This is a genomic window from Mycolicibacterium neoaurum (genome assembly GCF_036946495.1).
Taxonomy (GTDB): domain Bacteria; phylum Actinomycetota; class Actinomycetes; order Mycobacteriales; family Mycobacteriaceae; genus Mycobacterium; species Mycobacterium neoaurum_B.
Genome location: NZ_JAQIIX010000002.1, coordinates 2136316 through 2148534 on the forward strand (window position 1 = coordinate 2136316; position 12219 = coordinate 2148534).

Consider the following 12219-nt stretch of genomic DNA (forward strand, 5'->3'; position numbering starts at 1 on the left):
GCTGTGCGGCGAATCGGTGAAACTACTCAATCCGGCAGCATCGGCATCTCCAGACCTGGGTCGCGGCCCAACAGCACCCCGCGGGTGACCGAGGTGTTGCCGAAGCGCTTGCGCACCTCGTCCACGGCGGTGTCCAGCGCACCCTGATCAACCGGCGCGCCGAAGGGCAGCTCCAACTGCGCGGCACCATCGCGATCGATATTGGACACCGCAAAACCGACCAGCGTCAGTCCGCGTTCGGCGATCAAAGGAGCGGCGGAAGCCACCAGTTCTCGCGCCGCGGCGAGCACCGCATCGGTGGCCGCGGTCGCCTGCGGCATGGTGTGTGAACGGGTCACCCGGCCGAAATCGGCGAACCGCAAGCGCAGTACAACCGTGCGCCCGGTGCGTCCCGATGCCCGCATCCGCCGGGTGATTCGGTCCACGAGATTGATGACGACGGCATCGATCTCGGCCGCGGACATACCGCTGCCCGACCGTCCCAATGCCCGTTGTGCCCCCACCGAGCGTCGCCGTAGCCCGGGGGTGACTCGTCGGCGGTCGATGTTGTGCGCCAAGGCGAATAGTTGCCTGCCCATCGCTGGGCCGACCATGGCACCCAAGGACGCTTCGCTGTGTTCGGCGACATCGGCGACGGAGTGGATACCGTGCGCGTGCAACTTGTCGGCGGTCTTGGCGCCGACACCCCAGAGCCGGCGAACCGGCAGCGGATGCAGGAATGCCAGTTCGCCGTCCAGCGGGACGAGGAGCAGCCCGTCGGGCTTGGCCTCTTGGCTGGCGACCTTGGCCAGGAATTTCGTGCGGGCGATCCCGACGGTGATGGGGAGCCCGACATCCACACGCACTCGCTCCCGCAATTGCGCGGCTATCTGTACCGGCGTGCCGGACACCCGCCCGAGGCCGCCCACGTCGAGGAAGGCTTCGTCGACCGATACCGGTTCAACGAGCGGCGTGGTGTCGTGGAAGACCTGGAAGACGTCCCGGCTGGCCGCGGAGTACGCCCGCATCCGCGGCGGGACGACGATGGCCTGCGGGCAGAGACGTCTGGCCTGATGGCCGCTCATCGCGGTGCGTACGCCGTAGGCCTTGGCCTCGTAACTCGCCGCAAGCACCACGCCGCCGCCGACGATGACCGGCTTGCCGCGCAGGCTCGGATCATCGCGCTGCTCGACGGAGGCATAGAACGAGTCGAGATCAGCGTGCAGAACGGTCGCTCCGGACACGAACATATGTTCGCATCCGGCACCGACAAGATCAGGGCGTGGTGCCGTAAATGCTGGTCAGCCAGATGTGAGTGAGGGTGTCCACGACACGGTCGTGTTCGACCGACGGTCGGTCCTCGGCGAGCGCTGCCATCATCATCTTCTCGTTCATCAAGTTCAACGATGTCGCCAGATCGAGGGCGGGCAACGTGTGCGGGGCCGCACCGCGCTGCCGTTCTGCGTTGATCAACGCAGCGGTCAATCCGATCCACTTCTGCATCAGGCCGGCCCACACGGCCCGGAATTCGGGAACGGTGTTGACGGCCTCCACTCCGGCGCGCGCGGTGGCCGGGTGCGACCCGAAGGAGCTGAAGAAGATCTCGATACCGCGCCGGATCGCTTCGTGTGGCTCGGCGGGCATGGTGTCCATGGCGTTGTCGAAACCGGTGTCGGCGCGTTTGATCAGCGGATCCATCAGCGACAGCAATACCGCCTCCTTGGAGGCGAAGTAGAAGTAGAAGGTCGGGCGCGAGATGCCTGCGCCCTTGGCCAGGTCGTCGACCGAGATATCGGCGAAGGGCCGTTGCTCGATGAGCCGGGATGCGGTGTCAAGGATCGCCTGCTGCCGTTCGTCCCCGGAGGGCCGCGCGGCACGACGTCCGCGACTCGGGCTGGCGGTGGTCACAGCCCAACCTTAACACCGTGTCGACTTTCTCGACACACCGTTGACTGACTCAACACCATGTTGATACCGTCGGTCCCATGAACGAACACTTCGACGTCGTGATCGTCGGTGCCGGCATCTCGGGCATCAGCACCGCCTGGCATCTGCAGGACCGCTGTCCGTCCAAGAGCTACGTCATCCTGGAGCGCCGGGAGAACATCGGCGGTACCTGGGATCTGTTCAAGTACCCCGGTATCCGCTCCGACTCCGACATGTTCACCCTCGGATTCCGGTTCAAGCCGTGGACCTCGTCCCGGTCGATCGCCGATGGCGCGTCGATCTGGAACTACATCAACGAGGCCGCCGTCGAGAACGGCATCGACAAGCACATCCGCACCGGCCAGAGGGTCACGGCGGCGGACTGGTCCGACGCCGACAACCGGTGGACCGTGACCGTCGAGGCGGACGGTCAGGAGAAGCAGATCACCGCTTCGTTCCTCTCGGTCTGCAGTGGCTACTACAACTACGACGAGGGCTACTCGCCGACCTTCGCCGGCGCCGAGGACTTTACGGGCAAGATCATCCACCCGCAGCACTGGCCGGAGGATCTTGACTACGCGGGCAAGAAGATCGTTGTGATCGGGTCCGGAGCGACCGCGGTGACCCTCATTCCGTCGCTGGTCGACGGGGGAGCCGGTCATGTCACCATGCTGCAGCGCTCGCCTACCTACATCGGGGCCCTGCCGCTGGAGGATCCGGTGGCGGCGCAGGCCAACAAGTATCTGCCGAAGAACATGGCGCACTTCGTGAATCGCTGGAAGGCGATCGGCTACGCCACCGGCCAGTACCAGATCGCTCGGCGGTTCCCGTCGGTGTTCAAGCGCGCGCTGCGCCAGATGGCCACCCGTCGACTGCCCAAGGATTTCGACTACGACAAGCACTTCAGCCCGCGCTACAACCCTTGGGACGAGCGAGTGTGTCTGGCCCCCAACGGTGATCTGTTCAAGACCATCCGCTCCGGTAAGGCCGACGTCGTCACCGACACCATCGAGCGCTTCGACGAGACCGGAATCCAGCTGACCTCCTGGCAGCATCTGGACGCCGATATCATCATCACCGCAACCGGTTTGAACATGCAGCTATTCGGCGGCGCCAAGCCCTTGCGCAACGGCGAGCCGATCGACCTGACCAAGTCGATGACCTACAAGGGTCTGATGCTCTCGGGTGTGCCCAACATGGCGATCACCTTCGGTTACACCAATGCCTCGTGGACACTGAAGGCGGATCTGGTGTCCGAGTTCATCTGCCGGGTACTGAACTACATGGACGACAACGGATTCGACCGTGTCGAGCCCCAGCATCCCGGATCTGCGGTCAAGGAAGAGCCCTTCATGGACTTCACCCCGGGCTACTTCCGCCGGGCCATGGACTCGCTGCCCAAGTCGGGTTCGGAGGCGCCGTGGCGGCTCAAGCAGAATTACTTCATCGACCTGCGCACCATCCGGTACGGCAAGGTCGACGAGGAATCGCTGCTGTTCACCAAGCACCGCGCGGCCGTCTCGGCCTGACCCGTCAAGAGACGCAAAACTGCCGAAAAGCAACAGGAAACGGCAGTTTTGCGTCTCTTGGCGTGAAGGGGTTGCGGCAACGGGGCCTATGCGTCGCCTCCGGCAACGGGGCTTACGCGTCGCCTCCGGCGACGACCACAATCCCGTCCTCGTCGCTATAGGCGATCTCGCCGGGAACGAACGTCACACCACCGAAGCTGACTTCGATATCGCGTTCTCCGGCACCGGTTTTCGTTCCCTTGCGCGGATTGGTGCCCAACGCCTTGATGCCCACGTCGATGGTGCGCAGCGTCGCTGCGTCCCGCACCGCACCGTGCACGATCACTCCGGCCCAGCCGTTCTCGGCCGCGAGCCCGGCGATGATATCGCCGACCAGCGCGGTGTGCAGCGAACCGTTACCGTCGACGACCAGGACCCCGCCGTCGCCAGGGGTCGACAGGATCGACTTCAACAGCGCGTTGTCCTGGAAGCACCGCACGGTGGTGATCGGACCGGCGAACGCGGCGCGTGCACCGTAATTGCGCATCTGAAGATCACAGCTGCGGACGTCGGGGTAGATCTCGTCGACCAGATCGGCCGTGGCGCGGGGCTGGACAGTCATTCCATGATGCTAGCGATGACGATGTCGTGCACGAACTGCGCCAGCCCCGGTTCCACATCGTCGTAGTACGCGGTGAATCGGGAATCGGCGAGATACATCTCGACCAGGTTCCGGTGCATCTGCCCGCCGCAGTCATAGAAGCGTTCGATCGAGGCACGGTGCCGGGCGGCCAACGCGTCGGCCTCCGTTGATCCCGCGGTGACACCGGACCGCTTGGCCGCGGCCAGATCCGCCAGTAGGGCGTCACCCTCGGCCTTGATGTCGATCCAGTCCTGCTTGCTCAGCTGGGCGACGCGTCGCCGGGACTGCTTCCACTCATCGGTATCACCCCAGCGCTGCTCGGCCTCGACGGCGTAATCAGTGCCGAAAGCGGTGGTACCGAAAATCTCGACCTGTTCCTGGGCGGTCAACCGGATGCCTGAGCGGTGCGCGTCCATGAGTTCCTCCACTGCCTTGATGGTGCGCTGCAGACCCTCGGCACGCTCCAGTAACAGCGCGTGCTGGCGGTGCAGCAGAGACAGCTCGTCGGCCTCGGGGTCGTCGAGCAGGACACGGATCTCGTCGAGCGGCAGCCCGGCCTCGCGGTACACGAGCACCAGGTGCAACCGCTCCACGTCGGCATCGGTGTAACCGCGGTATCCAGCCGCGGTCCGCACACTGGGCACCACCAGGCCGATGTGGTCGTAATGGTGCAGTGCGCGTACCGAGACGCCGGTGAGCGCGGCGACGCTGCCGACGGTCCGTTCGTCCATGACCTCGACTATGAGGCCTCACGCCACGTCAGGGTCAAGAGCGGATCAGGAAGGGTTGTCTCCGCGGCGGGACAGGATGACAACGATGACGGCGAGCAATCCGACGGCGACGGCCACGGCCAGCGGCAACCGGGATTGATCGGGTCCGACTGCAGGTGCGACCACAGGGCCGGGCGAGGCGGCCGCAATGGTCGACTTGGCCTGGGCGGCAACTTCTTTGGCAGCTTCCTTGGCGATCGCCGTCGGAGCTGCGGGCGCTTCGGACTCTGGGTCGGGCGTGACCGGCGGTGTCTTCTTGGCCGGCGGGGCCTTCTTCACGGGCGCGGCTTTCGTCGCCGGGGCCGCCTTTTTCGCAGGCACGGCCTTTTTGGCGGGGGCCTTCTTGGCGGGCGCAGCTTTCTTGGCCGGCGCGGCCTTCTTCGCGGGAGCCTTCTTCACCGGCTCGGCCTTTTCGGCCGGCGCCGACTCGGCGGGCCCGTCCGCGGGCAGACCCGATTCAGCCGGGTCCTTCTGCTCGGGAAGGTCCTGCTCGTCGGCCATGTCTGTTACTCCTCTGCAGGAAGTTGTCGGAATTCCCATCATGCCAGTTCGCGGATTCGGCTAACCCGTGACCGCCAGCGCGGCGGCCAATGTCAGCGCCACCGCCATGAGCGCCAGCTCGATGCCCGAGCGCCGACTGGAGACCTCGGCGCTCACCCGGTGCCCGCGCGCCGACGGCACCCATGAGCGCCGGTTCTGCCAGGCCAGCACCATCAACGCGGCTGTGACCGCCACCTTGGCCAGTAGCAGTCGCCCGTACCCCGTCATCACCAATGCCGATGGCGAATCCAGTGGAATCGCCACCGCCGCACTCGCGATGCCTCCCGCGATCAGGACCAGCACACACCACAGCGACAACATGGAGAACCGCGGCAACAGGCGCGCCCACTGTCCGCGATGGCGAATGGTCAGCAGCATCGCAGCCAGCAACCCACACCACACGGCCGCCGCCAGCACGTGCAGGGTCACGGCCACGCCGCCGAGCGGGCTTTCGGAGAGGTGACCGGACAGCGTGCGTGCGGCAAGGCCCACCGCGGCAACGCCGGTGATCGTCGCCGATGCCGCGGCACCGCGCGCCGCGATCGCCGCGGCACCGACGGCGATGGCACACAGCACCGTGATCAGGTCGGCGCGCCCGGCCACGGTCGCCGTCGCATACTGCACCGTCGTGCCGACCGCGAGATCGCCGATGCCCACCGCGGCAGTGGCAGCGGCCGCGGTGACCAACCGCACGAGTTCGGCGGCCAGCCACAACCACGCGGCCATGCCCAGCGCGGGCGATCTGCGCGTCGCCAGCTCGGGCCGGTAACGCGCCGTGTCCAGATACGGCAGTACGGCCAAGCCCAGCACCACCACCGCCGAACCATCGGCCAACATGCGAGTCGACGCGATCGTCAAGGACAACTGGGGACGCGCCAGCGCCCAGGCCAGCACCAGACCCGCGGTCGCTACCAGGACGCCCAGCCCGGCGCGCCGCAAATCGCTCACGGACGTCGGCGTCGGCTCCACCACACCCCGGCGCCGACGAGCACCACCGCGCCGGCGACGAAGGGCCACACAGGCAGGCCGCGCTCGCCCGCCGGCTCGGCGGGGGCAGGCGGGTCTACGGGCGGTCCGGGAGTCGCGGTGCGAGCGACGGTGAGCTCGAACGACCAGGATCCGCTGATGACATGCCCGTCGGCCGACGTCACCCGGTAATTGGCGGTGTAGGTGCCTGCCGGCCCGAGCGGTCGCAGGTCGACCTCGGCCACCGGCCCGACAATGCGAGGATCCCCGGTCGACCACAGGTTGCCGTCCGGACCGACGACCGTCATAGCCGCGAACGCACTCTGCAGATCCTCGCTGAACGTCGCACGGACCGTGCTCGGAGCCTCCGCAAGCTGCGCATCGGCCGGCGGATCGGACGACACCAGCGCGGCGTGCGCCGACGCGACACCCGCGCCGCTGGAACCGAGGACCGCGAGCAGCGCCGCGACCACGGCGGCAAGAAGTCGGATCACGGCAGACCGAGCCGGGCCAGGATATCGGCGTCGATACCGTCGAGCTGGTCACCGATGGCCGCATGCGCCGAACGGCGGCGCGCCGACGGCATGTTCTCCGCGGCGGTCACGGCCGCCGCGAGATCGGTGAGGCGATCGTTGATCGCGGAGACGAATGCGCGGGTCTCGGCATCCTTGGGGTTCTTCTCGGCGACTCGGCGTACGGCCTGTTCGGCACCGGTGATGCGCGCCGACAGTGCGGCCCCGTGGCCGGAGAACTGGCCCACCTGACTCAGCGGGACACCCAGCTGATCCGCACGCCGTTGATCGAGCAGACCGCGCACCGCGATCGCGCCCCGATACGCCAGGGGCACCAGCACCGGAGCCAGCAGGCGCGACACTGTCAGCGCACGGCGGATCTTGGCCGGTGAGAGCAGCTTGCCCTCACGAACCGCCTTGAGTTGGGTTTCAGCCACCTTCAGGGCGGCCCGGTCGCTGTCATGTTGGGCCTTGAGCTGCGCCTTGACCGCACGGGTCGCGGCCTTGCGGTCGGCCTTGATGCGCCGGGCGTCATTTTTGGCCGCCAGCTTGGCCTCGAGCTTGGCTTTCGCCTTGATCGCCTTGGCTTCGGCACGCCGTGTCGCCCGGCTCTTGCGTCGCTTGAACAGGGCCATCGGCGGCGCCTCCCGGTCATAATCGTCGATGTGTCATGCGGTCGGCACAGCACATGCCTACGTCGCGGCCAACCCTATCGCTCTTACCATGCCTCGCATTTCGCTGCCCCGGGGACCTGGCCGGGGGGCTGCGTCAGCAAACACGTCTGGCGCGATGTGCGAGAATTGCCGGAAGGGCTGCCGATCTGCCTACCGAGGTGCAAGGGATGGTGACGACGTGGATTCGGAGCCACGCCAGCAAATTCGGCGATACCGAGGACTCGGCGGGCCGCCCGGGTGGCTCGCGAGTTGAGCGTTTCTCTCCCGTTCAGCGAACGTCAGCGCCATAGTGGAATGGTCGGAAAGGAGCCCCCATGCCTGCGAGCCGTCGCGTGACCCGTGCGGTGAGTTCTGTTCTCGATCTGGCCCCGCGCCGGGGTGAGGTCACACTGCCACGGCTGGTCGAGGCGGTCGCCGAGGACCAGGGCCGCCCGATCCAGATCAAGATGGCCGATCTCCCTGCCGGAGTGTGCGGTCAATGGCGTCAGTACGCCGACCATGACGTGTTCCTGATCCAGAAGGGGTTGCCGGCCTGGGACCGGACGCTGGCCCACGAACTGGGACACCTCGTCCTCGGGCATGCCGGTACGCCGGTCGTCGAGGCCGCCCTGGAGGTCACCGAGCTCGCAGGTTCGGATCTCATCGGCTACATGCTGAATCAGCGCACCGGCTGCATGGGACCGGCGGGCGAGGAGGCCGAGCAGGAGGCCGAGGATTTCGCCGCGTTGCTGATCTACCGGCTGGGCCGATTGCCCTCGGATCGATCATCGATCGTGCAGGTGCGGCTCGGGGAGGCGTTTGGTTGACGGTCTGGGTGATCGCCGGTCTGCTCGGATTGGCCACCGGCCTACGAATCGGCTGGGCGTTGGTGAACAAGCAATCCCTGGTGAGTACCGCGATGATCCTCGCGCTGGGGAGTCTGGGCATCGTCGCAGCCCTCAACTGGCAGCCGCTGACCCTGCTCATCGACACCGCGCTGCGCTGGCCGAATGTGTCGGTGGCGCTGAGTCAGGTGGCTTTGATCGCGTGTGCGGCGGGCAGCTGCGTGATGATCACCACCGTGGCCTCCGATCGCACGCCGGCCACGATCCGCCGGATCGCCATCGGGCAATACGCCTTCGCCGCCGGGATCGCCGTGGTGACCTTGGTCGGGTTCTTCCGCAGGGGGAAGGAAGCCGAGATGGCCCCCGAGGAGTACCTGCGCCACCACCTCGCCCCGGGCGGTTCGTCGGCCTGGCTGTTACCGATGCTCTACGTCCTGCTGGCGTTGACGCTGGTCGCCTGGGCGGGGGTTCGCCACTCCAATCGCACCCGACGCGGGCGGGCGCTGTTCGTCTTCAGCATGGGCATGGTGCTCATCGTGCTGGCGAGCGCCTTCTTCCTGCTTCGCGCCCTCGGGACCACCGATGCGCTCGGCGTCGGAGCGGCCGCCACGCTGCTGGGCTGCGCGATGGCCGTCGTCGGCGGCGGTGCGCTGCTACCCAGCGTCGAGGACTGGTTCGGTGCGCGCCGTGAGATGCGGGTGATCGCGCCGCTGCTGGCCGAACTCAACGAACGTCACCCCGACGTCGGGATCGGCGTGCGACCACGCGGACCCTTGTTGTTCAGGGTGGCCGAGCAGATGTCGCTCATCTCGGATTCGCTCTACCTGGAGGCGATCGCTGCCGAGAGTGAGCATCGACGGACCACCTCCGGGGGTGGCAAGTCCGATACCGAGCAGACGCTCAATATTGCCGATATCGCCGACCTGGACTCGCCGCCGGTACCGGCCGAGGAACAGGCTCGCGGCATCGCCAGGTGGATCTACGACGGCCGCGATGGCGTCACCGCCGAGACGCACGCCTCGTTCCCCGGCGTGAACTGGCTGCGGCAGCCCACGACATTCTCCGACCGGGAATGGATCCTGGCGATCGCCGAGCAGTATCGAGAGCTGGTCGAACACCGCTGAACGCACGAACGGTGCCGCGCGCTCATGCGCTCGGCACCGTTCGGGTGGTGATCCGTGGAGGGATTCAGCCGTCGAGGTTCTCCCGGCGACGCAGCTCGTCGACCTTCTGCGCGAGATCCTGCTGCGACTCCGGCGAGAGGCCGACGGTGCGTGCGGCGATGCGGCGCACGCCCTCGTCGCGCATGTTGGCCAGCCAGGTCAGCTCCTTGTCGAGCTTCTCGTAGTACTCGTCGTCGGTGAAGTAGGCGGGCTTGATGCGGAAGAAGTTGGCCAGGGCGGTCATCGTGGTGGCCGACGGGTTGGTCCGGTTGCCCGAACGCAGCTGGGAGAGGTACGGAGCGGACATCGTGACGCCCTCGGCCTTCAGCGCGCCGATCACCTCGGCAGACGTATGAGGTCCCCGGCCCGGAGGGTAAACCGTATCGAACAGGCGGTTCAATCGGGCGGCGAACGTCTTGCTCATCTAACTTTCCTCCACATGGCGTACGAGCGAAGTGCACGTGCTTCGTATTTGCTGATCATCGTAGCGAGAGTTAACGCCACAACCAAGTGCAAACCACTGAAAAGTAACACTACCCCCAGTTTGGGCGTCGAGCGAGGGCATGTAGTGCACGTCAACGCTCTGATCATCGAGCGGTCGTCAAAGCTGGCGAAGAAAATAATGACGCGGGCGTTGTTTTGCCGGGAACAACTGATCTTGACATGTTGTCACACTGACCCCAGAGCTGATCGCCTGTGCTCACGCGTCACACAGCAAAGTTGATTAAGCACTTTGCTATGGCGGCGGGCGAAGTCCAGGACAGGTAAACACCCGCCACCTGGAGAGGTGCAACAGAATTGCTGGCCGCAGGGGGGCCGTTCCGGCCGATTTGCGGCCGAACCGTTATCGACGCGGGCGGCTCACGCCGCGAGCAGCATCGCCATGATGGCGGTGTCCGGATGACTGATCGGATCGACGCCCACCCTGCTGACCATCGAGGTGATGGTGCCATCGGATTCCGCTTCCACCCACGCCGCGCGGTGTTCGAGGCCGAGATGTGGAAGCCCGGGCAGCAGGACGCACCCGGAGGCCGCTCCGGCACACTCGGGCAGCGACGGCGTCGTCTCCGAAGGCGGATGCAGCATCAACAGTGCGGGCGGTTGGTGATCGGCGAAGAACCCGGGCGGTAGTGCCGATTCCCCAACTACCGGCCCCTCGGCGAGGACGAGCCCCACCGTGCCGGGCTCGGGCTGGTCGGGAAGTTCCTCTCGGACACCGAAGATCGTCGTGGTCGACAACAAGCCGGGCAGTGACGCCACCCGAACGGCGACGATGAGCAGTTGGGCCCACTCCTTCGTGGAATCCGGCCACCGGCCCGACACCACGAAGCCTTTGAGTGTGCCCCGCGAATGGAATGGGGCAATTTCGATCGCCTTACCGGCACCGGTGTCCATCTGGCCTCCCGACAGTCGCTCGCTGCTGCTCCGACACAGCTGTGGGTCGCTGTGACTCAGGATGCTGCAGTGGCGGGTTAGCACGCAAGAGGAACGGAGTGCCAGCCAGACGCAGGAAGCCCCGCGTGCGTTGGCACGCGGGGCTTCCGACGAACGCGGGGTTTACCCGAAGATGAGGCCGCCGGTCTTTGTGGTGGCGCGTGCGTAGCGGTCTTGGACGTCGGCCCAGTTGACGACGTTCCAGAAGGCCTTGACGTAGTCGGCCTTGACGTTCTTGTACTGCAGGTAGAAGGCGTGCTCCCACATGTCGACCTGCAGCAGCGGGATGATGCCCAGCGGGACGTTGGCCTGCTGGTCGTAGAGCTGGAAGGTCAGCAGGCGCTGTCCGAGGCTGTCATAGCCCAGGACGGCCCAGCCGGAGCCCTGCAGGCCGTTGGCCGCGGCGGTGAACTGGGCGCGGAACTTGTCGAAGCTGCCGAACTGGTCGTCGATGGCGGCGGCCAGTTCGCCTTCGGGCTTGTCGCCGCCGTTGGGGGAGAGGTTCTTCCACCAGATGCTGTGGTTGACGTGACCGCCGAGGTGGAAGGCGAGGTTCTTCTCGTTGAGGAAGATCGCGGACTGGTCGTCGTTGGCGCGAGCTTCTTCGAGCTTGGCCACGGCGTCGTTGACACCCTTGACGTAGGTGGCGTGGTGCTTGCTGTGGTGCAGTTCGTTGATCTGGCCGGAGATGTGGGGTTCCAGGGCGCCGTAGTCGTAATCGAGGTCGGGCAGGGTGTATTCAGCCACTGGGTTCCTTCCTAGTCATGGGGATCGCGTGGAGTTCGGCGTCGGATAACTCGACAACAAGCTCGAGCTCAACCTTGCTCCATCCCTGCGCGCACCGCAAGGAGCGGGTCTTTCCCACGCCCGGAGGGCGGATCAGAACAAGACGATGGCGGCGAGCACGCCGATCAGGACCAGCGCGATCACGGCCGCTCGGATGAGCGCCACGACCTGGTTGTTCGTGTAGTGATGCGACGACTGCCAGTCCGACGGCGGCACCGCCGATCCTGGTCCAAGCGGATGTGCCGCCATCAGACGCTCCTGACCTGCACGATCAAGCTGTCCCCCCAGTGAGATCTGTCACACGGACTCTTGTGACGCCGATCATAGACCGTCTTTGCCGCGCAGAAAAATCGAGTCCGCAGTTCGCTCGGGCGCACCCCGGGATTTCAGAATCAGGCCGATCGGAACGTGGTCGATTAATGCCATCTCCGAAAGTTAGGCGATCAATATTTTTGCTCAGCGGATGCGCCGCTTGTTGATCGGCGAGTGCCATC

15 protein-coding genes are annotated in these 12219 nt (G+C 66.1%); 3 read left to right on the forward strand and 12 right to left on the reverse strand.

Annotated features, from left to right (window positions below):
• Positions 1–26: 26 nt before the first annotated feature.
• Positions 27–1229, reverse strand: coding sequence for a DNA polymerase IV (gene dinB, locus PGN27_RS15575; protein ID WP_335326928.1), 1203 nt, complete (start codon positions 1227–1229; stop codon positions 27–29).
• A gap of 25 nt (positions 1230–1254) precedes the next feature.
• Complete coding sequence (locus PGN27_RS15580; protein ID WP_335326929.1) at positions 1255–1887, reverse strand: TetR/AcrR family transcriptional regulator; 633 nt, start codon at positions 1885–1887, stop codon at positions 1255–1257.
• Between the two features lie 77 nt (positions 1888–1964).
• Here PGN27_RS15580 and PGN27_RS15585 point away from each other — a divergent pair, with 77 nt between their 5' ends.
• Positions 1965–3434 (forward strand): flavin-containing monooxygenase, encoded by a 1470-nt coding sequence (locus PGN27_RS15585; RefSeq protein WP_335326930.1) that lies wholly within the window; start codon positions 1965–1967, stop codon positions 3432–3434.
• A gap of 112 nt (positions 3435–3546) precedes the next feature.
• Here the strand turns inward: PGN27_RS15585 and rraA are convergent, their stop codons facing one another.
• From rraA to PGN27_RS15615, 6 genes are read right to left on the reverse strand one after another with little or no spacing between them, the layout of a single operon-like run.
• The gene (gene rraA, locus PGN27_RS15590; RefSeq protein WP_335326931.1) at positions 3547–4035 is read right to left on the reverse strand and encodes a ribonuclease E activity regulator RraA; all 489 of its coding nucleotides are present in this window, start codon (positions 4033–4035) and stop codon (positions 3547–3549) included.
• Positions 4032–4787, reverse strand: a complete 756-nt coding sequence (locus PGN27_RS15595) for a MerR family transcriptional regulator (protein WP_335326932.1) — start codon at positions 4785–4787, stop codon at positions 4032–4034. Before PGN27_RS15595 ends, rraA begins: the two co-directional genes overlap by 4 nt.
• A gap of 45 nt (positions 4788–4832) precedes the next feature.
• Positions 4833–5327, reverse strand: coding sequence for a hypothetical protein (locus tag PGN27_RS15600; protein WP_335326933.1), 495 nt, complete (start codon positions 5325–5327; stop codon positions 4833–4835).
• 60 nt (positions 5328–5387) lie between these two features.
• A complete protein-coding gene (locus PGN27_RS15605; protein WP_335326934.1) occupies positions 5388–6314 on the reverse strand; it encodes a CopD family protein in 927 nt (308 codons plus the stop codon).
• The gene (locus tag PGN27_RS15610) at positions 6311–6826 is read right to left on the reverse strand and encodes a copper resistance CopC family protein (protein WP_335326935.1); all 516 of its coding nucleotides are present in this window, start codon (positions 6824–6826) and stop codon (positions 6311–6313) included. The genes PGN27_RS15605 and PGN27_RS15610 overlap by 4 nt, the downstream gene beginning before the upstream one ends.
• Positions 6823–7479, reverse strand: coding sequence for a DUF6474 family protein (locus tag PGN27_RS15615; RefSeq protein WP_335326936.1), 657 nt, complete (start codon positions 7477–7479; stop codon positions 6823–6825). Before PGN27_RS15615 ends, PGN27_RS15610 begins: the two co-directional genes overlap by 4 nt.
• A gap of 353 nt (positions 7480–7832) precedes the next feature.
• Here PGN27_RS15615 and PGN27_RS15620 point away from each other — a divergent pair, with 353 nt between their 5' ends.
• Together PGN27_RS15620 and PGN27_RS15625 are read left to right on the forward strand one after the other, a co-directional pair.
• Positions 7833–8324 (forward strand): DUF955 domain-containing protein, encoded by a 492-nt coding sequence (locus tag PGN27_RS15620; RefSeq protein ID WP_335326937.1) that lies wholly within the window; start codon positions 7833–7835, stop codon positions 8322–8324.
• Complete coding sequence (locus PGN27_RS15625; RefSeq protein WP_335326938.1) at positions 8321–9466, forward strand: hypothetical protein; 1146 nt, start codon at positions 8321–8323, stop codon at positions 9464–9466. The genes PGN27_RS15620 and PGN27_RS15625 overlap by 4 nt, the downstream gene beginning before the upstream one ends.
• 64 nt (positions 9467–9530) lie before the next feature.
• Here the strand turns inward: PGN27_RS15625 and PGN27_RS15630 are convergent, their stop codons facing one another.
• The 4 genes from PGN27_RS15630 to PGN27_RS15645 form a co-directional block, all read right to left on the reverse strand.
• Positions 9531–9929: a helix-turn-helix transcriptional regulator gene (locus tag PGN27_RS15630; RefSeq protein WP_030137603.1), complete on the reverse strand. Its 399-nt coding sequence runs from the start codon at positions 9927–9929 to the stop codon at positions 9531–9533.
• Between the two features lie 437 nt (positions 9930–10366).
• On the reverse strand, positions 10367–10900 hold the full coding sequence (locus tag PGN27_RS15635; RefSeq protein ID WP_335326939.1) for a peptidase: 534 nt from the start codon (positions 10898–10900) through the stop codon (positions 10367–10369).
• A gap of 162 nt (positions 10901–11062) precedes the next feature.
• A complete protein-coding gene (locus tag PGN27_RS15640) occupies positions 11063–11686 on the reverse strand; it encodes a superoxide dismutase (protein WP_335326940.1) in 624 nt (207 codons plus the stop codon).
• Between the two features lie 132 nt (positions 11687–11818).
• Positions 11819–11974, reverse strand: a complete 156-nt coding sequence (locus tag PGN27_RS15645; RefSeq protein ID WP_335326941.1) for a hypothetical protein — start codon at positions 11972–11974, stop codon at positions 11819–11821.
• Positions 11975–12219 lie beyond the last annotated feature (245 nt).